Here is a 23,896-nt window from a genome sequence, read left to right as displayed (position 1 = left end):
GCGATAGCTGACAGTACGTAGCCCAGCGCCTTTTTATCAAGAAATACAGGCTTAAATACGGGTATCATGCGGATAAGGACCTACGGCACTGCGCCACGGTAGCGAGCTGGGTGGTAACTATTTAAAAACAGGAGGTTATCCAGATGATTTTACAGTCAGGCCAGAATCTGGTCGTTAATGGAATGCACATCAATCTGACATTACATTATCCCAGCGCTCCCGATTTTAAGAGTGAGCTTGATACGGCGGTTTTTCTGCTGAATGCCGCAGGTAAAGTGCGTGGCGATGCGGATTTTATTTTTTTCAACCAAACGGCTACGGCCAATAGAAGCGTTGTTTTGCAACATTCGCCACAAAGTAGCTCGATCTCACTGGATTTAAGCAAAATTGAAGCTGATGTCAGTAAGATTGCCATAACGCTGGTCATTGATGGCCCCGATGCCGTATCAGGGTTGAGCCATCTGCAATTGAATATGCCAAATGTTGCAGAATACCGGGTGGAAACACAGGGCCGTGCGGAGAAAGCATTGATCCTGGCAGAGATTTATCGGCATGCGGGCAATTGGAAACTGCGTGCGCTTGGGCAAGGTTTTAACGGTGGCCTGGAACCACTGGCCTTAAATTATGGCGTTGATATTGCTCAGCCGGTTGCACCAGTAGCATCTACACCGCTTTCCACCGTGAGTCTTGAGAAAAAACTTCAGGACAAAGCGCCTCGTTTAGTGAGCCTGGCAAAGAAAGCCACCGTTAGCCTCACTAAATTTAACCTGCAATCGGTAAAGGCGAAAGTCGCTTTCGTTCTGGATGCGTCGGGGTCAATGAAAGGTCAGTTCAGTAAGGGGAATGTTCAAGCCGTTCTGGATCGTATTGCGGTGCTGGCTGTTCAGTTTGATGATGATGGTTCAATGGATGTTTGGGGATTTGCGGAAAAGCACGCTAAATATCCCGATGTTACGCTGGATAATCTTGATGGGTATATTCAGGCAATCCAGAATACGACCAGGCGTTCAACCTGGGAGAATCTGCCAGGCTTGGGTGGCACAAACAATGAACCGCCGGTAATGGAAGAACTGATCGAGACATTCAAACACAGTGAATTGCCGGTCTATGTTGTGTTTATTACTGACGGCGGTATCAGTAAAACGCGTCAGATCAAAGAGGCTATCAGGCGCTCGGCCAATTACCCGATTTTCTGGAAATTCGTCGGCTTGGGTGGGATGAACTACGGCGTGTTGGAAAATCTGGATACTTTCACGGATCGCCGAGTGGATAACACCCATTTCTTTGCGATTGACAATTTCGCGACTCTTCAGGAAGACCGTTTGTATGATCTGCTGCTGGAGGAGTTTAAAGATTGGTATGAGGCTGCCAAAGCAGATCGGATAATTTTTTAACCATTTTATGCTGCTTACTGTGGCTCAGGCCCATACCGAGCCAGAGCCTGAATATAGGCTATCTATTCCGCTCTGCCAGGCTCAGTTTTTTGACGGGAGAGCGGAGCTTTGACCAGGCAGGATGAAAGTGCCGCCAGTGTGCATCCTGAGCGGTGGCCAGCAGTTCGTAATCCCCACGGGTATCACCCCAGGCTCTGAGATGATATTCCTCTAGCTGACCGTAAATACTTTCCAGACGTTTGACCTTTTGCCCGCAGCGGCAGTTGTGACCCGTAATGCGCCCGGTGAGCTTGCCATCAGCGACTTCCAACAAGGTGCCAATCAGCTTGATGCCTAAACGGTCTGCAAAGGGTTGCAAAACCATGGCCGGAGAAGCGGAACAAATCGTGACTTCTGCGCCAGAATTCACTTCTGCTGCAACAGCCAGCAACCCGGAAGGCCGCATCAATCTGGCCCAATAGGCTGAGCAAAAGGCCTCGGCTTGTTGGCGGAACCAGTGTTCGTCAACGCCGGTCAGGAAGGTTTCAATGAGGACTTCTTTCAACTCGTCGCGGGTGAGTTTTTTGCGTATACACCTGAAGGTAGGCTGGGCAAGTTTTACTAACCGCCGGGCAAATAGGCGTTTACCGAAAGCAAAACGGAGAAACGGGATAAAACTGTCTCGATGAGTCAGCGTTCCGTCAAAATCAAAAACCGACAAAACTCTTTTTGTACGATTAACTTTTGCATCCATTAAATCATATCTCCACTCAGCAAGAACGGGCATCTTTCATATTCGATAGATAATAACAGAACTCCTCATCCCGTTAAATTTTTGAGAATAACCACCGCCCATGTTTTGCAATACTTATACTTCGTTACTTAAACGTTTACCTTTAATATCATTGGCATTACATAAGATTATTTACAGTTTTGACGCTTTCGCGGTGGCCAATAGCAAAATTAAGTTTTTTGCCTTTTTTGCAGATGAAGGTCACTTTATTTTTTTGTGAAAACACGTACCATTTTTTTCGGTACATTGTTTTATTTTTTTAACAGGGGATAAATGATGAATTTTTTTTCATTCACTACCGGCGTGGTCATGTTAACCGGTATCGTTACTTCTGCTCTTGCAGCACCGGGGCTGGATGGGTTCGCCGATGCCATCCATCATTATCAGAATAAAAATGGTAAAGATTATCAGAGGCTTGCTGAAAATGATGTAAAAGGGATATCTGAAAATGTGCTTTTATATCAGAAAGATGTCGGAGGCTGGATTGAAAATCAGGACCCATTAAGAATTTTATCATCGGAAGAACAACAGGCTTTCCGCAAAGAGAAGAGTGATATTAGAGTATCGTTTGATAACCGCAATACGTACTCTCAAATAGAGTACCTTGCCCATGCTTGGGCCGAGTTGGGTGACAAACGTTACAGTGATGCGGCATTACAGGGGCTCCGTTATACGCTTAATCAACAATATACGGTCTGTGCTGGCTGGCCTCATACCATTCCTCCCAAGAACAGCACCGAAACTGAAAATACCAGCTACCAGCGAGCGATTACGAATGCGGATGATGTGACGTCCGGTATATTACGGTTATTCAGAAATATACTTCAAGACAGAAAAACATATGGATTTGTTGATGATGCTACCCTGGCTTTAATTTCTGATTCTGTATCCAGAGGCGATAAATGTCTGCTTGAATTGCAAATTGTACAAAATGGCAAAAAAACCGGTTGGGCAGGCCAGTATAATCCAGAAACGTTGAAGCCCGTTGGTGGGCGTTCATATGAACTTCCTGGCATCATATCTTCAGAAACTGTCGGGGTGCTTGAATATCTCACCTCCATTGATAATCCTTCTCCAGAAATAATCGAAAGTATTAATAACGCAACACAATGGCTCAAGGATTCTGCGCTGACCGGGTTCAAAGTCGTTAAATTTGAAGCGCCGGAGGAAAAATATGCTTGGCATTCCAGCCAGTGGGACAGACGCATTGAGAAGGACCCTGCGGCTCCCCGGATTTGGGCCAGGTTTTATGATCTAAATGATAACTCTGTGATTCTGGCTAACCGCGATGGGAAGCGCGTAGCGAAATATGAAGATATTGCCAGAGAGCGCCGGACAGGTTATGGCTGGTATGGCTATTTCGCTGAAGAATACTTGTCAAAAACCTACCCTGAATGGTTAAAGAAAATTGAATTGAAATAACCCTGCGGATATAGCGGATAGACAAAGCACTCATGGAGGAGTGCTTTGAGGTTTTTAGCCACCGAGATACCTGGTGCCAGCTTAGGTCGCCACGGCTTAATCGCTACACTTCCTTTCAATCATGCCACGAGCAAGCTCGAATCGGATCTGACATTCCGCCCCGTAGAACAGGCACTCAGTGATACAGTTACAGTAATCTGGTTGCAGAATAACCAGCATTAAGTGATTATCAGATGCAAATCACGGTTGCCGCCAGACAATAGAAAAGTCTTAGCTATCTTTATGTAATGTGACCTACATCAATGTGTAATTGCGGGAAAAATCTAAATTATCATACGGCATTAGCCTGGTTTTTATATGGGTTATTCTGTGATGAATAATCTAAAGCGTGCTAATTTATCGTCTATTATTCTATTCATACATTGATGTATGGGATAAGTTTAGGGGAATGTAGTTATGCCATGGAGTCATGAAATTCAACAGGCGATCACTTTATTACAAGCATGTCAGTGCCGTAATGCGGATAATCTTCCTTGTCCAGCCAGAGGCGATGAACCTGGAGCGGTTGGTACTTGTGCAGAAAAAATCATGCCGTCAATTATCCTGCTCAATGCGTTTGCCGATGTGCTCCCACAGCATCAGGAGTTGCATCGTATCGGGATGGATCTGGAAGCTCAGGGCCTGATCCCAAAACTGGCTCAAAACGAGAGTTACAGCCAAAGTGCGTTGGCGTATTTGCGCGCGCAGCTCGTGTCGTGAGAATCCATCCTCAAGTAAGCTAGTGCTATCCGTCACAGGTTAGGTGAAATCGTTAAATCCATCTGCAGAATGGGTGGGAGTGGTTAAAATTTGGCCTGAAAGGGACGGTTTCTCTGGCAATATAATTGGTAATATTGCCAGAGAAACTTTATATTACTGCTCCGAAAGAGGCATTGACGAGTAGTCACCTTCATCGCCACTGGCATTAACATTTGGCATTGGGCATTCGTTTATCGTATTACTTTCGCTTCCCCGTTGACTATTTCGGTATCCGTTCAAAAGGGGTCTTTTGCATTTTCTGAGACGACGAAATATGACGATAACCCAACCTTCGGTCGTATCAACCAGCACTAGCCAAGAAACGTTACCCGACAGCCGAGTGCCTGACTTGTTGCTGCATCGTGAGCAGGTACGGCGTATTTTGGTGATCAAACTACGCCATTTCGGTGATGTCCTGCTGACTACGCCGCTGTTCAGCACGTTACGTGCCAACTATCCTAATGCTCTGATTGATGTTCTGGTGTATGACGGCACGGAAGCGATGCTGGCAGGCAATCGGGATATCCATCAGGCTTACACCGTGGATCGCAGCCTCAAACGCCAAGGTTTCAAAGCGCAATATCGTGGTGAGAAAGCGTTATGGGATAGCCTGCGTACCCATCACTATGATCTGGTGCTCAATCTGTCCGACCAGTGGCGGGCGGCGTTGTATTGCCGTTTTCTGCAACCGACCTTTAGTCTGGGGTTGTGTTACCCCAAACGTGACAACCGGTTGTGGCAGGCTTGCCATTCGCTATTGGTGGCGGTTGATGGCCAGCAGCAGCATACTGTGCTTAATATCCTCAGTATTTTGGCTCCTTTGGCGCTGCCCACGATTATTACCAAAGTGACGATGGCTTATCGGCAGCGTGATATTGAGGTGGTTGACCAACTCAGCCAGCGTAATAATCTGACGAGTTTCGTATTGATCCAACCGACTGCCCGCTGGGCGTTTAAAACCTGGTCGGTAGCGGGTTTTACACAGGTTATCAACCACCTTACCCGCGAAGGGGAAACCGTGGTGCTGACGGGGGGACGTTCAGCCGATGAAATCGCCATGATAACCGCCATTCTGGCGGGTTGTACGATGCCGCAACGGGTGGTTAATCTGGCTGGTAGCTTGGAATTACCGGAACTTGCTGTGCTGATTGACCGGGCAAAACTGTTTATTGGCGTGGACTCGGTGCCGATGCATATGGCCGCCGCGTTACAGACGCCTTCTGTCGTGTTATTTGGCCCCAGTAACCTGGCACAATGGTCACCCTGGCAGGCTCCCCACATACGGCTGTGGGCAGGAGACTACCGCCCGTTACCTCAACCTAACGAAATTGATACCGATACGCCGGAACGTTATTTGGAGGCGATTCCCACCAGTGATGTTATTCATGCCATCAAGCAACAATTGATGTGCCAAAAACCCTCAGCCTGAGCTTTTTCCACACGGTGATGTTTACCGTGTTTCATTTACCGGATATGAGTTCTCACCATGTCATCGATAAATTTGTCTTCTGCTCCAGCATTCACCCCTTCTCGTTTTCGGCTATTCAGTTTTACGGCATTTTTACTTGGCGTCTCTTTGCCTACGTCTAACGCGTTGATGAATACAATGTTGGGACTGGCCTTGGTCTGCTTATTGTGGCATCGAGATACTCGTCATATTAAGTCACTGCTCAAGCAACCTCTGGTATGGTTGCCTGCCCTGATGTTTGCGTTGCTTGCGATCTCGTTATTGACACAGCAGCATGACTATGGCCCAAAGATGGTGGGCAAATATCAAAAGTTGCTGTTTGTGCTGCCGCTGGCTCTGTTTTTTCTGGCAGATTCTCGCCTGCTTACCCGGTTTATCAACGGCTTCTTATTGGCTAATGCAGCGATACTGGCTATCAGCCTGACATCTGGCTTCTTGAATGTTCCTCTGTGGGGCCTTGATCCGCAGAACCCGACGGTATTCAAACTGCAAATAACGCAGAACGTGTTTATGGCGTTGGCGGCTTTGATATGGCTATCTCGAGCCTTTACACAATCGGGCTGGCAGCGCTGGGGATACGGGGCTCTGGTTGTGTTGGCAGTCGTCAATGTACTGCTGATGGTACAGGGGCGTACCGGTTATGTGGTGCTGGTTGTTGGCATGGGCATCTGGTTGTTGTTGACGTTACCCCGTTGGCAACGTATCGGCGTTTTTGTCTGTGGCTTATTGGTGGCGCTTGCGTTGGTTCTGATACCTAATCGGGCTACAGAACGCCTGACGCTTGGTGTACAGGAAATTCAAAACTGTGTGCTGGCACCAACTGCTCAAGCTTATGAGATCTGCGATAACTCAATGGGACAACGTACAGCTTTTGCCCGTGAGTCGCTGCGTTTGATCAAGCAAGCACCTTGGCTGGGCAATGGCGCCGGGAGTTTTTGGTACGGCAATGTGGAAACGGGCGACGGTGTTCATAACCCACATAACGAATATTTGCTGGAAACCGTACAAAACGGCCTGCTGGGGTTAGCAGTGTTTTTAGGCTGGATGCTGTGCTGTTTCCGTGCAGCTTGGGGGCAGCCAGCAGCCTGCCGCAATCTGTTGGTTGCCATACTCAGCAGCTATATGGCTTGCCATCTGTTCAATTCGTTCCTGCTGGACTCTGCTGAGGGGCATCTGTTTATGATCTTGGCGGCTGTGCTGGCGGGTTATTGTGTCGCTCCGCTTCGGCGCGATCCTCACTGACGCAGAAGTGTGCCAACCGAGGGTATTATTGTCTTAGCCCTCGGTTCAATATTTAAACCTTTCGACTGAAAGCGGCGTTTATTCGCCAGCTTTTTGGCTGGGTTACTGCGTGTGCCCCAGCCTGGTTTTTTCCTGCCGTATATGCCGGTTTCAGATTGATTTTCACGAATGATACCGTAGCGCCTTTGCTCTCCAAATAGCTGAAACCACCTCTGTTGCTCTGCTGAGTAATGGGGATTGGTGTTCATATCTCAGGCAAAAAAATTTTATCTTTATAATTGACTGACCGTCAGTCATTTTGTATTGTGTCTATATTCCATACATAACTCAGGAACGTCATATGGCTCGTACAGTGAAAAAACCAGAGATTCGCCGGGCTGAAATTCTGCATGCTGCGGGTAACTTGTTTCAGACCCAAGGCTATGAAACCACCTCGGTTGATGAAATTGTCCGTAGTGCTGGCATCGCCAAAGGGACGTTTTATTACTATTTCAAGTCAAAGGAAGAGGTGCTTGAAGCGCTGGCACAGCAGATGTGCGCTGATATTGCCGCCCGATCACAGGCTATTGCTGATGATCCACATTTGGGAGCCATTGAGAAATTTTGCACAATCATTGCGGCGCAAAGCCAAACCGTGGAAAGCGGGCAATCCATCGTTGAGGATTTACACCGCCCGGAAAACCGTGCACTGCATGAACGTAGCAATATTGAAACGGTGTTGGTTTTTGGGCCGGTTCTAGCGGCAGTGGTGGAACAGGGGAATCGAGAAGGGGTTTTTCAGGTTGCAGATCCGTTGTCCACCGTTCAGTTCATTCTGGCGGGGTCGATGTTTTTGTTTGGTCAGCAAACTTTTAACTGGACGCCTGAAGAAGAGGCTGCGCGTATGCAGGCCATGTTGTTGCTGATTGAACGGGCTTTTGGTGCAGTTCCTGGTTCTTTTGCTACAGCGTTAGGTGCCAGTATTCAGAGGCAGGGTTGAGATATGGTTCCGATGATCCATTCAATCCGTTATTTCCCATGGCGTTTTTTTGGCTTGGCTTTTGGGCTGTCATGGATGCCGTGGGCGATTGCTGCCTATTTGAGTTATTTACCGAATAGCCAGCACCTGACAGTTATTATTGCTCTGATGGGATTACTTGGTCCGGCTTGCGCGGCGTGGGTGCTGGTCTGGGCTTCTGCCGATGAGCGGTTACGGCAAGATTGCCGTAAGAGAATGTTTTCTCTGGCTGGGATCACGCTAAATCGCCTGTTGATGATGTTTGGGCTGATTTTTCTGCCGTTGATGATGGCAATTTGGTTATCGATATCAGCAGGCCAGAGTGCCACACAGTTTTCCTTTTCCGACGGTTTTTTTCCTATGTTGCCCTTGGCGTTGAGTGCGGCGCTGATGGAAGAATTAGGCTGGCGTAGCTATGGCGTGGATAGTTTGAGAAGCGTTTGGAGAATGCTACTGCCAGTTTCTTTGGTGTTCAGCGGGTTATGGGCGCTTTGGCATTTACCCCTATTTTTTATCCATGGCACTTATCAGAACCAACTATGGCAAACCGGTGGAATATATGTTGCCAACTTTTTTATCAGTATGTTTCCTGCCACCGTCATTGCTAACTGGTTCTATTACCGTTGCCAGCGCAGTATACCGGCGGCCGTGCTGTTTCACTTTACACTGGTGATGGCTGCCGAATTGTTGCAGATAGAGCCGTTGACCAAATGTATCTGGACAGCCGTATTACTTTTGGTTGCGGCATTGTTGATCGCCATTGAACAAGACTTTTTTTGCAAAGAATAACGTACTGAATACTTTTTAACTTTGTATTGACCAAGAAGTTACGATACTGCATTACTTTATTTTGCAGAGGAGTTTTCACCGAAAATAATTCACTGACCTGTGATTGATATAATTTTTATTGCAACAATAATAATCACTCTTTAATTCATGCCATCAGCTAGTTAGTGCTGACGGCAATCTTTTGACTAAAATACTTTGGGGTATATATTATGAATCATTCTTATCTTTGCTCATCTCATGGTTTGTTTCTGCCAGCTTGTGTTATTTCACTGACTACCCTGTTATTCAATAATTATGCTTACGCGGGCGATTGGTCAATCGGGGGTGGGATGGTGGCAGAGCAATTAGCCTATCGTGATTATGATGCGCAGTTTATGCCAATACCTATTGTGACTTATCAAGGAGAACGTTTTTTTATCAGTGGGCAGGGAGCAGGAATACATATGTTTAATACTGATACTCATAGTGTAGACTTTACTGTCAGTTATTCTTCATTGAGTTTTAAACCTTCAGATAGCGATGATCTGGCTATGAAAAAATTGGATAAGCGGCGTGCTACGGCGATGGCTGGCGTTGAATATCAATATCATGCCGGTTGGGGCACGGTCAGCGGTGAGGTGGCAACAGATATTCTGGGTTATAGTAATGGGGTAGTGATTGATGTTGGTTATCAGTATTCATTTCAGTTTGGCAAATGGCAATGGGTGCCAAGCGCTGGCATAAAGTGGCAAAGCCGTTCTTTCAATGATTATTATTTTGGTATTAACCAACAAGAAGCACAGCGCAGTAATTTACATGAATATCAAGCCAAGAGCGATATATCTTCTTACTTGTCTCTTTCCAGTTACTATGCAATCAATGATAATTGGCAATTATTTTTGAGCGGGCACTATGAACAAATGAGTGATGCTGTAAAAGATAGCCCGATGACCGAACGTGCTTATAGTCTGTCTGTCGCTACTGGTTTCTTATATAAGTTTTGAGTGCATTAATTTTGTCAGCATATTGTTCACTGACCATAATATAGAATGTCATATTTATTAATTAAGCATGGTATTTCATTAAAGAGATTTAATAAATATCGTGGCGCTGTTTGAGCAGAACGGCTATCTGGCTTGGCTAAGGTGGCCGTAAACCTTTTTTTCTTTAAATTTCAGGTATAAAAAAACCTGCTTATAAAGCAGGTTTCTTGAAAGTGGTCGGCGAGAGAGGATTCGAACCTCCGACCCACTGGTCCCAAACCAGTTGCGCTACCAAGCTGCGCTACTCGCCGATGCGGGGCGCATCTTACTGCTGGTGATTATAGGCGTCAATCACTTTTTCCCTTGGGTACTTCAAGTGGTGGGAAAAGCGCCACACGGCAAGGTTATCGCGGTGAATAATAGGGCCCGGCGGTTGGCCGGGCTGTTTAGTGGCAGAGATTATGAGGTTTTCAGGTTGTTACCGTTGCTGTGAATCACATCGCGATACCAGTAGAAACTCTTTTTCCGGCGGCGCTCCAGGGTGCCATTACCTGCATCATCACGGTCAACATAAATAAAGCCGTAGCGTTTCGACATTTCCGCTTTGGAAGCACTCACCAAGTCAATGGGGCCCCAACTGGTGTACCCCATCACGTCAACCCCATCGTCAATAGCCTCACCTACCTGCACCAGATGATCGTTGAGGTAATTAATGCGGTAATCATCATTTATGCTGCCATCGGCTTCGATGCGATCTTTCGCTCCCAACCCATTTTCAACAATAAACAGGGGCTTCTGATAACGGTCATACAGTTCGTTAAGCAGATAACGCAGGCCAATCGGATCGATCTGCCAACCCCATTCTGAACTTGCCAGATGTGGATTAGGAACCATGTTGAGAATATTAGCCTGCGCAGTTTTGTTGCTCTCCTCATCGGTGGTTACACAGCCACTCATGTAATAACTGAAGGAGATAAAATCAACGGTTTCACGCAGTATCTGCTTATCTTCGTCCGTTATTTCCACCTGAATACCGTTTTCACGGAAGAAACGTTGCATATAGGCCGGGTAGGCTCCGCGTGCCTGTACGTCACCAAAGAACAACCAGTCACGGTTTTGGCGCTGGGTTTCCAGCACATCTTCCGGTTTGCAGCTTAAGGGGTAGAGAATGCCGCCCAACAGCATATTGCCGATTTTCCCGCCTGGTACAATCTCATGGCAGGCTTTGACTACTTTAGCACTCGCCACCAGTTGATGATGAATCGCCTGATAAACCGCGCTCTTGCTACTGCCTTCTGGCAATCCAACACCGGTGAAAGGAGCGTGCAGCGACATATTAATCTCATTGAACGTCAGCCAATATTTAACCTTGTGCTTATAACGTTCGAATACTGTGCGGGCATAACGTTCGAAGAAATCGATGGTTTTGCGGTTGGACCAGCCGCCGTATTTTTGCGTTAAACCGTAGGGCGTTTCGTAGTGTGACAAGGTGATCAGGGGCTGAATGCCGTATTTCGCCATCTCGTCAAACATACGATCGTAAAATGCTAATCCAGCCTCGTTGGGGGTTTCTTCATCGCCCTGCGGGAAAATGCGTGTCCAGGCAATAGAAGTGCGCAGGCACTTAAAGCCCATCTCGGCAAACAGCGCGATATCCTGCGGATAACGATGATAAAAATCGATCGCCACATCTTTAATACCACTGTCGCCAGCTACGCGCGGTGACAGCCTGCTGAGGATCCCTTGTGGTTGCAGATCCGAGGTTGACAGGCCTTTGCCGTCCGTCAGATAAGCGCCTTCCACCTGATTGGCCGCCACTGCACCGCCCCATAGAAAATGCTTTGGAAATTTGCTACTCATCGCTTTCTCCTCAAGTCATCCTGATTAACGTAATAACGTCAGCAACGATGCTCGTTCCTGCACCGGGCTGTGACCACTGGTCAGCACATCAACGTAGGCGTCGCTGTTGCTGATAATGATCGGTGTGGTGGTGTCGAATCCTGCGGCGTGAATAGCATCCTGATCAAACTCAATCAGCAAATCACCTTGCAGAACGCGATCACCTTCTTTGATATGTGCTGTGAAATGCACACCATCGAGCTTGACGGTATCAATGCCAATATGGATTAACAGCTCTGCGCCATCATCTGATTCAATCCCAATGGCATGTTTAGTCTTGAATAACGACACCACGCTGCCGTTGACTGGTGCCACTACTCGGCCCAAGTGCGGTTTGATCGCCACTCCTTTCCCCAGCAAGCCGCTGGCAAATGTTGCATCCTTGACCTGTTCCAGCGGAATGATGTCACCGGCAATCGGGCTGGTGACGTATTGTTTACGATTGAGTGGTGCCTCTGCCAATGGAGCCGTTACTTCTTGTGTTTTTTCTGGAGGTGGCACGATACCGAACAGGTAGCTGGCAACGGCAGCAAACAGGAACGATAAGAGTGTACCGGCGATAGCACCCCACACGGTGGCGTCAAAACCCCCTGGTGGGATAATCTGGGCAAAGGTGAAAACGCTGACCAGGCCGAACGAATAGGTTGCAGTGTGGAAATAACCAATCACCGCCCCCCCTATTGCACCGCCGAGGCAGCCGAAAATAAACGGGCGTTTATTTGGCAGGGTGACCCCATACACCGCAGGTTCAGTGATACCGAAGATACCGGCGCTGACGGCAGAGCCTGCCATCACACGCAGCTTGGCATCGCGGGTGCGCAACATCACGCCCAGCGAAGCGCCTACTTGCCCCATGACCGCTGGCAGTAGCAACGGCGACATGGTGTCACGCCCCAATACACTCAGGTTGTTGATCATTAACGGCACCAATCCCCAATGCAGGCCGAAAATCACACAGACCTGCCACATTGCGCCCATAAACGTGCCGGCAATAACCGGGTTGAAGGCATAAATGGTTTGATAGCCATGAGCGAGCTGGTGGCTCAACCAGGTTGCCGCCGGGCCAATCAGCAGGAAAGTCAGCGGGACGGTGATCAGCAGGCACATCATTGGTGTTACAAAATTACGTAGCGCGCTGTGGATCACCCGATTGAAAAGTGGTTCCAGGCGGCAAGATACCCAAGAGGCAAAAATGATCGGGATAACGGATGAGCTATAGTTAATAAAGGTGATAGGAATGCCGAGAAAATATTCCGGCTGAGCCTGCGGCTGCTGGGCTGTTTCGAATGCCGCCATCATCAGGGGATGCGTGAGCGCAGCGCCAATGGTCATGGTTACAAAGGCATTACCACCGAATTTCTTGCCTGCGGTATACCCCAACATAATGGGGAAGAAGTAGAACAGTGCATCACTGGCTGCGAACAGTAGTTTAAAAGTACCACTGCTTTCCAGCAGCCAACCACAGGCCAGGCTCAGGGCCAGGAAACCTTTCAAGATCCCCGAAGCGGCCATCACACCTAACAACGGGGCGAAAATGCCAGAAATGATGTCGATAAAACGGCTGAACAGATTGTCCTTTTTCTCATTATCATCGGCGACCGGGGCTTCCTCGCTAAACCCGGCCACGGTATTCACTGCCTTATAGACTTCTCCAACGTGGTTGCCAACCACCACCTGAAACTGACCGCCGCTTTCTACTACCATGATAATGTCTGGATGTTTCTTCAAGGCTTCTGCATCTGCCCGGTGATGTTCGCGCAGTTTGAACCGCAGACGGGTGGCGCAATGCACAAGGCTTTTTACATTGTCGCGGCCACCGACTCCGGCCAAAATCTCACTGGCTAATTCTTGATATTTCATTATGTTATCCTCCATGCTTGGTTCAGCTGTTCCGCATTCCCAACAATGGCCAATCCCCGGGACAGAATTCAGCGCAAAAAAAAACCTAAACCTTATTGCCTCTGAACCCGACAGGGGGGAACAGAAGCACAAGGTTTAGGTTTTGCCTGCTAAAGCAGTGACAACCCTAAGTTGACTGAACTATGACGTTAACATTCTGTTTTTCAGTGCAGCAAGGCTTTCCGCGACAAAGTTATTGAACTGTGATCTAGGATACAAAACGGTGTAGATTGGTAAGCATAAGAACCATTAATGAATCTTATCAAACATCTTGATTCGACATATAATCAATATGTGTTTAACTTGAGTATTTCATATGAATGCGAAAGGTTAAATAATTTATATAACAATCACTTAATTTAAATTTTTCATTTTTAAACAGAGAAATTTTCATTATTTTACGTGTTGTTTACTCAAGAAAAATCCTAATAGAAAACTTTGGTTTTAGAATGGCTATGGGTAAAAGTCTTATTTTTCTATCAGGATACATGAGAAAAATTAATTAAATAGTGGACAAAAATAGCAAGCAGTATTATTAATGATGCCCAGCGTATTCGTTTTAGGAACAGTAGTAGCCATGGCATTACGTACAGAGTTTGGGCGAATTTTAATCACAGGTGCCGGTGGCCGTGTCGCAAAGGCTTTCAGGCAGTTTGTCGGTAATCGCTACATGCTGCGATTAGCGGAAAAAGAGATGGGTTTGCTGAACAATGTACAGCCCGATGACGAGGCTCTGGTGTTTGATATTACTGATATTCAGGCCTGCCGTGCAGCTTGTACCGATATTGATACCGTTTTGCATCTGGCTGCCGATCCCTCGCAGGGGGCTGATTTTTGCACCTCACTGATGAAAAACAATATTCTCGGTACATTCAATATTTTTAGAGCGGCAAAAGACGCAGGCTGTAAACGCGTGGTTTTTGCCAGTTGCGCACAGGTAGTAGAAGGTTATCCGTTGGATTATCAGGTGCGTCCGGAAGATGCGCCAAAACCAAAGAATATGTACGGTGTCAGTAAGGCTTTTGGGGAAGGAATTGCGGCCTATTTCGCTCATCAAGAGGGGATTTCAGCGCTGTCGGTACGGATTGCCAACTTTACTACGCTGGCGGTTGGCCAGCAGACCAGTGCCCGTGAGCTGAGTGCTTTTCTCAGCCACCGTGATGCCGCCGATTTACTGGATCGTTGTATTCGGGTCGCTGATGTGCAGCATGCCGTGGTGCATGGAATTTCCAATAACCATTATAAAAGGCTGTCATTGGAGGAAACCACACATTTACTGGGTTACTATCCCGAGGATGATGCATTCACCCTGCTCGGTTTTGCTTAACGATATGCCTGATGATCGACACAATAGGGAGAGAATAGATGAAAGAGCAGGCAACGGCAGCCCAGAGAAATACCCCAACGCCGGGTGATTCCCCGGCGCTGATTGAGTCAGGCATTACGGCTTTTCAGCGATTTTGCGCAGATACTCGTTGTTTTTAAAGGCAATGATGACCATTTCAAAGCAGACGCGTGTAAATACACCGCCCACAATCAGGCCCAGAATGCCACGTAAAATTTCGCCATAAAATATCAGCCCGAACCCACTGACAAGAATACCCAGTAAAGCAAGCCAATAGATGCCGGTGATGATTTTTGGCGTCAGCATTGCATCAAAAAAGAAAATATTTTTCACTCTGTGTCCTTTCCTCGTTAACTTAACTTATTTCAGATAGGGTAAATTCCCCTCCCCTGACATTGCAGTAAGTAAATATTAATGTCATTTACCAAATTTTACAAAGAGTAAGCAGTAATGAACTGAAAATAACCCTAAATAGGTGACAGATGCAACGAACGTAAGTGTGTCGCAATGCCCCAGCTTTGCAATTGCAACCGCCCATTATCCGCTTCAATCACGGAATAGCCGCAGCTGGGATGACCATATTTGCTGGTATCTTCCATGCCATCGCCGCCTTTCAGTTGCCAGATTAATGCTTGTAGCGCATGCCCATGAGTCACTACACCAAAAGTGCCACGCAGAGTGGGTGGAAACCCCAAAAAGAAGGCGCTCATACGTTGGGCAACTTCCATGGCTGATTCACCTTCTGGTGCTGAAGCGGCGGGTTCACCCGCAAAAAGGCGGGAAAAGGTATCATGATGATTACGCATCGCCTGATGATACGGCTGACCCTGTAGGCAACCAAAATGCTGTTCATATAAACGTATGTCGCTGCTGACTTCACATTGGCAGTGCGTTGCCAATGCCTGGGCGGTGGTCATCGCCCGTCCTGAAGGGGAGCTGAAAAATTTGGTGAAGGGGGTTTCTTTCAGGGCGGCCATCAGTGCGGCGATCTGCCGATGTCCTTGTGGTGTCACCGGGCTGTCAAATTGCCCCTGGATGATCCCTTCCCGGTTCCATTCTGATTCTGCATGCCTGATAACGATAAAACGCATATCTGACCTCCACAATCCATTGTTGAGGATTAACTATAGCCTATGGAGGAATATTAGAGCAGGCAACATAACAGTATCTCTCCGCCAGCCAAGTATTTTACCTGGTTCCTCTCCTTATTCATGAGGTTGGCTCATAGGATTAAGTTGATTATCCCTACTATTTTCAGGGGTGGCGCGCTGCTAACCTAGAGTGATGCTCGCCCAATAAAGGCGTTCCATCTGCGTAAACTGAGCCGGAGAAGTATCAACATGTCGATGAATGTACTGGGTTACGCTGCTCTGGCAGCAAAAGAGGCGTTGGTTCCACATCGTTTTATCCGCCGTGACCCACGAGCCAATGATGTTGTGATTCAAATTCTTTATTGTGGTATCTGCCATTCTGACTTGCATCATGTGCAGAATGACTGGGGTAGAGCGCGCTATCCGTTGGTGCCGGGCCATGAGATTATTGGCCAGGTTATCGGCGTGGGGGCGGAGGTTTCACGTTTCAGGCCGGGCGATTATGTGGGAGTCGGGTGTATGGTCGATTCCTGCCAGCATTGCGGTGCCTGTGAGCAAGGATTGGAACAGTATTGCGAAGAAGGTGCAACCCTGACCTACAACGATGTTGACCGACATGACCAGATGCCAACCTACGGTGGTTACTCAGAGAAAATTGTGGTTGCAGATCGGTTTGTCCTGAAAATACCAGCGAGCCTGGATTTGCCCGGAGTTGCACCGTTGTTGTGTGCCGGGATCACTACATGGTCCCCATTGCGGCATTGGCAAGTTGGCCCTGGCAGCAAAGTGGCTGTAGTGGGATTGGGGGGATTAGGCCATATGGCGCTTAAGTTGGCTCATGCGCTGGGGGCGGAAGTGACCCTATTTACTCGTTCTCTGGGCAAGGAGCAGGATGCGCGCCGTTTGGGGGCTCATCATGTAGTAGTTTCCACATCTGACGAACAGATGGGCAGTGTGAAAGGCCATTTCGATCTGATCATTGATACGGTTCCTTATGTCCATGATCTGAAACCTTATATGCCAACGTTGGCATTGAATGGCACGCTGGTTCTGGTGGGGTATCTGGGCGAACTGGACCCGGTTCTCAACAGTACTCCGTTGGTGATGGGCCGTAAATCGGTTGCTGGTTCGGTGATTGGCGGCATTGCTGAAACGCAAGAAATGCTGGATTTCTGTGGCCAGCACGACATTATTTCCGATGTGGAACTGATTGATATAAAAAACATTGATCATGCTTATCAGCGCATGTTGAGCAGTGATGTCAAATATCGTTTTGTGATCGACATGGCTTCATTGCAAGCCTAATGTGAAGGTAAACACGGTAGCCAACCCTGCCGTGTGTTTTATTGATAGCCCTTGCCGAAGCAGTGCGATGTGGCCTCCTGTCTGGATGGCTGATTGCACCGGTAGCCGAAAGTTTTTTTACGCCGTATAGAAGAGTGGCTGAGCTACCTTGGTAAAAATCCCTTAGCTCTCCCTCTTTCGCAGGGAGTAACAGCATTTCCTTCTGCCTTTTGCCTTGAACACAAAAATAACTGCTCAGATATTCAGCATTCGGCGGCCATATTTTTTGGTTTTTTATTAGAGTTTAACGCTGAATAAATAATTTATAATAGATTATAAATCCAATATAATGCCTTTTTTGTGAATTTTAACTCTGAAAATGTTACAAATAGGTTTTTTTTATGTTTGTTTGCTGTTTCTCACAGTCTCTGTAAATCCCTACTGGTTATATTGACGGCATCCCAAACAGTTGGCAATTTGGTGGCCTCAGGGATAAGAGCGAGAGTTGCATGAGTGAATTCCACGTGCTCAAATACCCGCTGCGATGCGTTCTATCCAGCGCTCTTGCGCTATAATTCCTCTTGCCTTCGGGCTGCACTGCACAGGCCATGCAATAAAAAAATATCAGGTTCTGGCAGTATTTACCCAATAGATTTCAAGTGGCAATCCATGATTGTGGCTTGAGAATGAGGGTGTACACACATCACATCACATTAATGGAGCACTAGCGATGACAAACTCCTTGGGTAAATCGGGGATGCTGAAATTCGGTCTCGGGCTGATTGCGTTGACCATGGCGGCCAGCGTACAGGCAAAAACACTGGTCTACTGTTCTGAAGCCTCTCCTGAAGGGTTCAACCCGCAGCTATTTACCGCTGGCACTACGTTGGATGCCAGCCAGGTCCCTATCTATAACGGCCTGGTTCAGTTCAAGCTGGGTACGACCGAGCTGGAACCGGGTCTGGCCGAGAAATGGGAGATCAGTGAAGACGGTAAAACCTACACTTTCCACCTGCGTCAAGGGGTGAAGTGGCAAACGACCAAAGATTTCAAGCCAACCCGTGATCTGAATGCCGATGATGTTATTTTCTCATTCCAGCGTCAGCTTGATCCTAACCATCCTTATCACAAAGTGTCTGGCGGCACCTATGAGTACTTCCAGGGGATGGGGATGCAGGATCTGATCGCCAAGGTTGAAAAAGTGGACGATCATACGATTCGTTTCCATCTGAACCGCCCGGAATCGCCTTTCCTGGCTAACCTGGGGATGGGTTTCGCCTCTATTCTGTCTGCGGAATATGCCGACAACATGATGAAAGCCGGTACGCCGGAAAAAGTGGATTTGAACCCGGTGGGCACCGGCCCGTTCCAACTGCTGCAATACCAGAAAGATTCCAAAATTCTCTACAAAGCCTTTGAAGGCTACTGGGGCACCAAGCCGAAGATCGATCGCCTAGTGTTCTCGATCACGCCAGACGCTTCCGTGCGCTATGCCAAGCTGCAAAAAAATGAATGCCAGGTCATGCCGTTACCCAACCCGGCTGATATTGCCCGTATGAAGCAGGACAAAACCATCAATCTGCTGGAGCAACCCGGCCTAAACGTTGGCTATGTGGCGTTCAACGTTGAGAAAAAACCGCTGGATAACGTGAAGGTGCGCCAGGCACTGACCATGGCGGTGAACAAACAAGCCATCATTGAAGCGGTTTATCAGGGCGCTGGTCAGCCAGCTAAAAACCTGATCCCACCAACCATGTGGGGTTACAACGATGCGGTGCAGGATTACGCTTACGACCCTGCCAAGGCGAAAGAGTTGTTGAAAGAGGCTGGCTTGCCGGATGGCTTCACTATCGATCTGTGGGCAATGCCGGTACAACGCCCCTACAACCCGAATGCGCGCCGTATGGCCGAGATGATCCAGTCTGACTGGGCGAAGATTGGCGTGAAAGCCAATATTGTGACCTACGAATGGGGTGAATACCTCAAGCGTGCCAAAGACGGTGAACATCAGGCGGTAATGATGGGCTGGAACGGTGACAATGGAGATCCAGACAACTTCTTTGCGACCTTGTTCAGCTGTGCAGCGGCAAAAGATGGTTCGAACTATTCCCGCTGGTGTTACAAGCCGTTTGAGGATCTGGTTCAACCGGCACGTGCTGAAGCAAACCACGATAAACGTGCAGAATTTTACAAGCAGGCTCAGGTCATGATGCACGAACAGGCTCCGGCGCTGATTATTGCTCATTCCACGGTCTACATGCCGGTGCGTAAAGAGGTGAAGGGCTATATCGTTGATCCATTGAGCCTGCATCACTTTGAGAACGTTTCTCTGGATTAAATTTTAATCCGCTGCACGGTCAGAATACCGCACGGCGCTCATAATCTCGCCTATCTTAAACAGATATGCGTCGATTGTTGTGCACTGTCTTGTGTGTTCTTTGGTCGGTTAGCCGGGTTAAAACCAGAACAGATACGGTGAATATGCAGGGGCGCAACGGGTTGCGCTCCTGCCTTCCTGTATGCTGAGGAATGTTGTGAAGCATGTGAGTTTTAATAAGCTTGGCGGACGATGAGCTGCTGGGCATTGATACAGAGAGTTCGGGATATGTTGCAGTTCATACTCCGGCGTTTGGGGTTAGTTATCCCAACGTTTATCGGCATAACGTTGCTGACTTTTGCATTTGTCCATATGATTCCCGGCGACCCGGTGACCATCATGGCCGGGGAGCGCGGGATCTCCGCAGAACGCCATGCACAGCTCATGGCAGAAATGGGGCTGGACAAGCCGCTTTATCAACAATACTTCCATTACGTATCCAATGTGTTGCATGGCGATCTGGGTACGTCACTCAAAAGCCGTATTTCCGTTTGGGAAGAGTTTGTTCCACGCTTTCAGGCCACGCTGGAATTAGGGATCTGCGCGATGCTGTTCGCGGTGATCGTGGGTATTCCTGTTGGGGTGATGGCGGCGGTCAAACGCGGTTCGATTTTCGATCACACGGCGGTGGGAATTTCGCTGACCGGCTATTCCATGCCGATTTTCTGGTGGGGCATGATGCTGATCATGCTGGTGTCGGTGCAGCTAAACCTGACGCCGGTGTCGGGGCGCATCAGCGATACGGTATTTCTTGACGACAGCCTGCCGCTCACCGGCTTTATGCTGATCGATACCCTGATCTGGGGTGAGCCGGGCGATTTCAAAGATGCGGTGATGCACATGATCCTGCCGGCCGTCGTGCTGGGCACTATTCCGCTGGCGGTGATCGTGCGTATGACCCGCTCCTCCATGCTGGAAGTGCTGGGCGAGGACTATATCCGCACCGCACGTGCCAAAGGCGTGAGCCGTATGCGGGTGATTGTGATCCATGCACTGCGCAATGCGTTGTTGCCGGTGGTGACGGTGATTGGTTTGCAGGTTGGCACCATGTTGGCCGGGGCGATCCTGACCGAAACCATCTTCTCCTGGCCGGGGCTGGGCCGCTGGCTGATGGATGCGTTGCAACGCCGTGATTATCCGGTTGTTCAGGGTGGCGTATTGCTGGTCGCCTGTATGATTATTCTGGTTAACCTGCTGGTAGATGTACTCTACGGCGTGGTCAACCCGCGTATTCGCCACAAGAAATAAGGGGCGCTCTGATGTCTCAAGTTACCGAGCAGGTAGTAAAAGGTGCGCCGAAGCCAATGACCCCGTTTCAGGAGTTTTGGCACTATTTCAAGCGCAACAAAGGGGCCGTTGTCGGCCTGGTGTATATCATCATTATGCTGGTGGTAGCGATTGGCGCTGGGTTTCTGGCTCCGCATGCCCCTGCTGAACAATTCCGTGATGCCCTGCTGAAGCCGCCGGTCTGGCAGGATGGCGGCAGTTGGCAATACATTCTGGGTACCGACGATGTGGGGCGTGATGTGCTGTCGCGCCTGATGTACGGTGCGCGTCTGTCGCTGCTGGTCGGTTGCCTGGTGGTGGTGCTGTCGTTGATCATGGGGGTGGTGTTTGGTTTGCTGGCGGGATATTTCGGCGGCGTGGTGGATGCGATCATCATGCGTGTTGTCGATATCATGCTGGCATTGCCAAGCCTGCTGCTGGCTCTGGTGCTGGTGGCGGTGTTCGGCCCCTCGATCGTTAATGCCTCACTGGCGCTGACGTTTGTGGCCTTGCCGCACTATGTGCGTTTGACTCGCGCGGCGGTGTTGGTGGAGGTTAACCGGGATTACGTCACCGCGTCTCGCGTGGCGGGCGCGGGGGCACTGCGCCAAATGTTTGTCAATATTCTGCCAAATTGCCTGGCACCGCTGATCGTGCAGGCTTCCCTTGGTTTCTCGAACGCTATCCTGGATATGGCCGCTCTCGGCTTCCTGGGCATGGGTGCACAGCCGCCAACGCCGGAGTGGGGCACCATGCTCTCCGATGTGTTGCAGTTCGCACAAAGTGCCTGGTGGGTTGTGACCTTTCCAGGGGTGGCAATTCTGCTGACGGTGCTGGCATTTAACCTGATGGGGGACGGCTTGCGTGATGCTCTCGACCCCAAACTCAAGCAGTAAGAGGGCCGGATCATGGCATTATTGAATGTAGACAAGCTGTCGGTGCACTTTGGTGACGAAGGTGCGCCGTTCCGCGCGGTAGACCGCATCAGTTACAGTGTGGAACAAGGTCAGGTGGTGGGGATTGTCGGTGAATCCGGTTCCGGCAAATCGGTCAGTTCGCTGGCGATCATGGGGCTGATTGATTATCCCGGCAAGGTGATGGCCGATAAACTGGAATTCAACGGTCAGGATCTGCGCAAAATCTCCGAAAAGGAGCGCCGCCAGTTGGTGGGTTCCGAAGTCGCGATGATTTTCCAGGACCCGATGACCAGCCTGAATCCCTGCTATACCGTGGGTTACCAGATTATGGAGGCGTTGAAGGTGCACCAAGGCGGTAACCGCCGCACCCGTCGCCAGCGTGCGATCGATCTTCTGACCCAAGTGGGCATTCCCGATCCGGCTTCGCGGTTGGATGTGTATCCGCATCAGCTTTCCGGCGGGATGAGCCAGCGTGTGATGATCGCCATGGCGATCGCCTGCCGGCCAAAACTGCTGATTGCTGATGAGCCGACCACCGCGCTTGATGTGACCATTCAGGCACAAATCATCGAACTGTTGCTGGAATTGCAACAGCGCGAAAATATGGCATTGCTGCTGATCACTCACGATCTGGCCCTGGTGGCCGAAGCGGCGCATCACATTATTGTGATGTATGCTGGGCAAGTGGTGGAGTCAGGTCAGGCCGCAGAAATTTTCCATGCGCCACGCCATCCGTATACGCAAGCGTTGTTGCGTGCTCTGCCGGAATTTGCCGCCGATAAAGCGCGTTTGGCGTCATTGCCGGGGGTGGTGCCGGGGAAATACGATCGGCCAGAAGGCTGTTTGCTTAACCCGCGTTGCCCATATGCCAACGAGCGTTGCCGTACAGAAGAACCGGAATTGCGCAGTATTCCCGGTCGCCAGGTTAAATGTCACACACCGCTGGATGATGCGGGGAGGCCAACCGTATGAGCCAGAATCAACCTTTACTTCAGGCGATTGACCTGAAAAAACATTACCCGGTCAAGAAGGGGATGTTTGCCCCAGAGCAGTTGGTGAAAGCGTTGGACGGTGTCTCTTTCACGCTTGAGCGCGGCAAAACGTTAGCCGTGGTTGGGGAATCCGGCTGTGGCAAATCTACGCTGGGCCGCCTGCTGACGATGATCGAAGTACCAACCGGCGGTGAGCTGTACTATCAGGGGCAAGATCTATTAAAGCCGGACGTGACGGCGGAAAAACTGCGGCGGCAGAAGATTCAGATCGTGTTCCAGAATCCTTACGGATCGCTTAACCCGCGTAAAAAGGTCGGGCAGATCCTTGAGGAGCCACTGCTGATCAATACCCCGCTGAGCAACGCCGAACGGCGCGAGAAGGCGCTGGCGATGATGGCGAAAGTCGGCCTGAAAACCGAACATTACGATCGTTACCCGCATATGTTTTCTGGCGGGCAGCGGCAGCGTATTGCTATCGCCCGTGGGCTGATGCTCAACCCGGATGTGGTCATTGCGGATGAACCGGTATCCGCGCTTGATGTTTCGGTGCGTGCGCAGGTGTTGAACCTGATGATGGACTTGCAGCAGGAACTGGGGTTGTCTTATGTGTTTATTTCCCACGACTTGTCGGTGGTTGAGCATATCGCTGATGAAGTGATGGTGATGTATCTTGGCCGCTGTGTGGAGAAAGGCAGTAAGGAGGCGATCTTCAATAACCCACGGCATCCGTACACGCAGGCGTTGCTTTCCGCGACGCCGCGCCTGAACCCGGATATGCGCCGTGAACGCATCAAGCTGACCGGTGAGTTGCCAAGCCCGATGAACCCACCGCCGGGCTGTGCCTTCAACGCTCGCTGCCGCCGCGCTTTTGGCACTTGTGCACAGTTGCAACCGCAATTGAAGCAGTACGGTGAGCAGAGAGTCGCGTGTTTTGCTGTCGATCAGGATGAAACATCAGGCAACTGAGATAAAAGAGGCACGC

20 protein-coding genes and 1 tRNA gene are annotated in these 23,896 nt (G+C 49.3%); 15 read left to right on the top strand and 6 right to left on the bottom strand.

All coding sequences use genetic code 11. From position 1 onward, the window contains the following. Positions 1-143 precede the first annotated feature (143 nt). The gene (locus Z042_RS03410) at positions 144-1,394 is read left to right on the top strand and encodes a vWA domain-containing protein (protein ID WP_024912793.1); all 1,251 of its coding nucleotides are present in this window, start codon (positions 144-146) and stop codon (positions 1,392-1,394) included. Positions 1,395-1,452: 58 nt separating this feature from the next. Here Z042_RS03410 and Z042_RS03405 read toward each other — a convergent pair whose 3' ends face one another. After that, entirely contained in the window at positions 1,453-2,127 is a 675-nt protein-coding gene (locus Z042_RS03405; protein ID WP_024912792.1) for an HAD family hydrolase, read from the bottom strand. Positions 2,128-2,439: 312 nt separating this feature from the next. Here Z042_RS03405 and pelA point away from each other — a divergent pair, with 312 nt between their 5' ends. From pelA to Z042_RS03365, 7 genes are all read left to right on the top strand, one after another. After that, positions 2,440-3,588, top strand: coding sequence for a pectate lyase (pelA, locus tag Z042_RS03400; protein WP_037406677.1), 1,149 nt, complete (start codon positions 2,440-2,442; stop codon positions 3,586-3,588). A gap of 456 nt (positions 3,589-4,044) precedes the next feature. Beyond that, positions 4,045-4,347: a hypothetical protein gene (locus Z042_RS03395; protein ID WP_024912790.1), complete on the top strand. Its 303-nt coding sequence runs from the start codon at positions 4,045-4,047 to the stop codon at positions 4,345-4,347. 313 nt (positions 4,348-4,660) lie between these two features. After that, positions 4,661-5,815, top strand: coding sequence for a putative lipopolysaccharide heptosyltransferase III (gene rfaQ, locus Z042_RS03390; protein ID WP_024912789.1), 1,155 nt, complete (start codon positions 4,661-4,663; stop codon positions 5,813-5,815). Positions 5,816-5,872: 57 nt separating this feature from the next. Further along, positions 5,873-7,096 carry an O-antigen ligase family protein gene (locus Z042_RS03385; protein ID WP_037406675.1) on the top strand — a complete coding sequence of 408 codons (1,224 nt, stop codon included), beginning with the start codon at positions 5,873-5,875 and terminating at the stop codon, positions 7,094-7,096. A 340-nt stretch (positions 7,097-7,436) separates the two neighbouring features. Next, the gene (locus Z042_RS03375; RefSeq protein ID WP_024912786.1) at positions 7,437-8,075 is read left to right on the top strand and encodes a TetR/AcrR family transcriptional regulator; all 639 of its coding nucleotides are present in this window, start codon (positions 7,437-7,439) and stop codon (positions 8,073-8,075) included. Between the two features lie 12 nt (positions 8,076-8,087). Continuing rightward, the gene (locus tag Z042_RS03370; RefSeq protein ID WP_167336754.1) at positions 8,088-8,882 is read left to right on the top strand and encodes a CPBP family glutamic-type intramembrane protease; all 795 of its coding nucleotides are present in this window, start codon (positions 8,088-8,090) and stop codon (positions 8,880-8,882) included. 209 nt (positions 8,883-9,091) lie between these two features. Further along, on the top strand, positions 9,092-9,865 hold the full coding sequence (locus Z042_RS03365) for a MipA/OmpV family protein (RefSeq protein ID WP_024912784.1): 774 nt from the start codon (positions 9,092-9,094) through the stop codon (positions 9,863-9,865). Positions 9,866-10,078: 213 nt separating this feature from the next. Here Z042_RS03365 and Z042_RS03360 read toward each other — a convergent pair. From Z042_RS03360 to bglF, 3 genes are all read right to left on the bottom strand, one after another. Further along, a tRNA-Pro gene (locus tag Z042_RS03360) sits at positions 10,079-10,155 on the bottom strand. A gap of 148 nt (positions 10,156-10,303) precedes the next feature. Beyond that, entirely contained in the window at positions 10,304-11,704 is a 1,401-nt protein-coding gene (locus Z042_RS03355) for a glycoside hydrolase family 1 protein (protein ID WP_024912783.1), read from the bottom strand. A gap of 24 nt (positions 11,705-11,728) precedes the next feature. After that, the gene (bglF, locus tag Z042_RS03350) at positions 11,729-13,603 is read right to left on the bottom strand and encodes a PTS beta-glucoside transporter subunit IIABC (protein WP_024912782.1); all 1,875 of its coding nucleotides are present in this window, start codon (positions 13,601-13,603) and stop codon (positions 11,729-11,731) included. A gap of 616 nt (positions 13,604-14,219) precedes the next feature. Between bglF and Z042_RS03345 the strand changes: the two genes are divergently transcribed. Then, positions 14,220-14,969: an NAD-dependent epimerase/dehydratase family protein gene (locus Z042_RS03345; RefSeq protein WP_024912781.1), complete on the top strand. Its 750-nt coding sequence runs from the start codon at positions 14,220-14,222 to the stop codon at positions 14,967-14,969. Between the two features lie 114 nt (positions 14,970-15,083). Here Z042_RS03345 and Z042_RS03340 read toward each other — a convergent pair whose 3' ends face one another. Continuing rightward, entirely contained in the window at positions 15,084-15,320 is a 237-nt protein-coding gene (locus Z042_RS03340; RefSeq protein WP_024912780.1) for a DUF4282 domain-containing protein, read from the bottom strand. A 134-nt stretch (positions 15,321-15,454) separates the two neighbouring features. Beyond that, on the bottom strand, positions 15,455-16,078 hold the full coding sequence (locus Z042_RS03335; RefSeq protein WP_024912779.1) for a histidine phosphatase family protein: 624 nt from the start codon (positions 16,076-16,078) through the stop codon (positions 15,455-15,457). 249 nt (positions 16,079-16,327) lie between these two features. Between Z042_RS03335 and Z042_RS03330 the strand changes: the two genes are divergently transcribed. The 6 genes from Z042_RS03330 (at position 16,328) to dppF (ending at position 23,880) form a co-directional block, all read left to right on the top strand. Further along, positions 16,328-17,383: an NAD(P)-dependent alcohol dehydrogenase gene (locus Z042_RS03330; RefSeq protein ID WP_024912778.1), complete on the top strand. Its 1,056-nt coding sequence runs from the start codon at positions 16,328-16,330 to the stop codon at positions 17,381-17,383. 709 nt (positions 17,384-18,092) lie between these two features. Beyond that, on the top strand, positions 18,093-19,700 hold the full coding sequence (gene dppA, locus Z042_RS03325; protein WP_024912777.1) for a dipeptide ABC transporter periplasmic-binding protein DppA: 1,608 nt from the start codon (positions 18,093-18,095) through the stop codon (positions 19,698-19,700). Positions 19,701-19,967: 267 nt separating this feature from the next. Beyond that, a complete protein-coding gene (dppB, locus tag Z042_RS03320; protein WP_024912776.1) occupies positions 19,968-20,987 on the top strand; it encodes a dipeptide ABC transporter permease DppB in 1,020 nt (339 codons plus the stop codon). An 11-nt stretch (positions 20,988-20,998) separates the two neighbouring features. After that, entirely contained in the window at positions 20,999-21,901 is a 903-nt protein-coding gene (gene dppC, locus Z042_RS03315) for a dipeptide ABC transporter permease DppC (protein ID WP_024912775.1), read from the top strand. A 12-nt stretch (positions 21,902-21,913) separates the two neighbouring features. After that, positions 21,914-22,894: a dipeptide ABC transporter ATP-binding protein gene (gene dppD / locus Z042_RS03310; RefSeq protein ID WP_024912774.1), complete on the top strand. Its 981-nt coding sequence runs from the start codon at positions 21,914-21,916 to the stop codon at positions 22,892-22,894. Beyond that, positions 22,891-23,880 (top strand): dipeptide ABC transporter ATP-binding subunit DppF, encoded by a 990-nt coding sequence (dppF, locus tag Z042_RS03305; protein ID WP_024912773.1) that lies wholly within the window; start codon positions 22,891-22,893, stop codon positions 23,878-23,880. Before dppD ends, dppF begins: the two co-directional genes overlap by 4 nt. Positions 23,881-23,896 lie beyond the last annotated feature (16 nt).

The organism is Chania multitudinisentens RB-25, assembly GCF_000520015.2.
GTDB classification, from domain to species: domain Bacteria; phylum Pseudomonadota; class Gammaproteobacteria; order Enterobacterales; family Enterobacteriaceae; genus Chania; species Chania multitudinisentens.
Note: the sequence above shows the minus strand (reverse complement) of the source record. Positions and strands in the feature narration are given on the sequence as shown.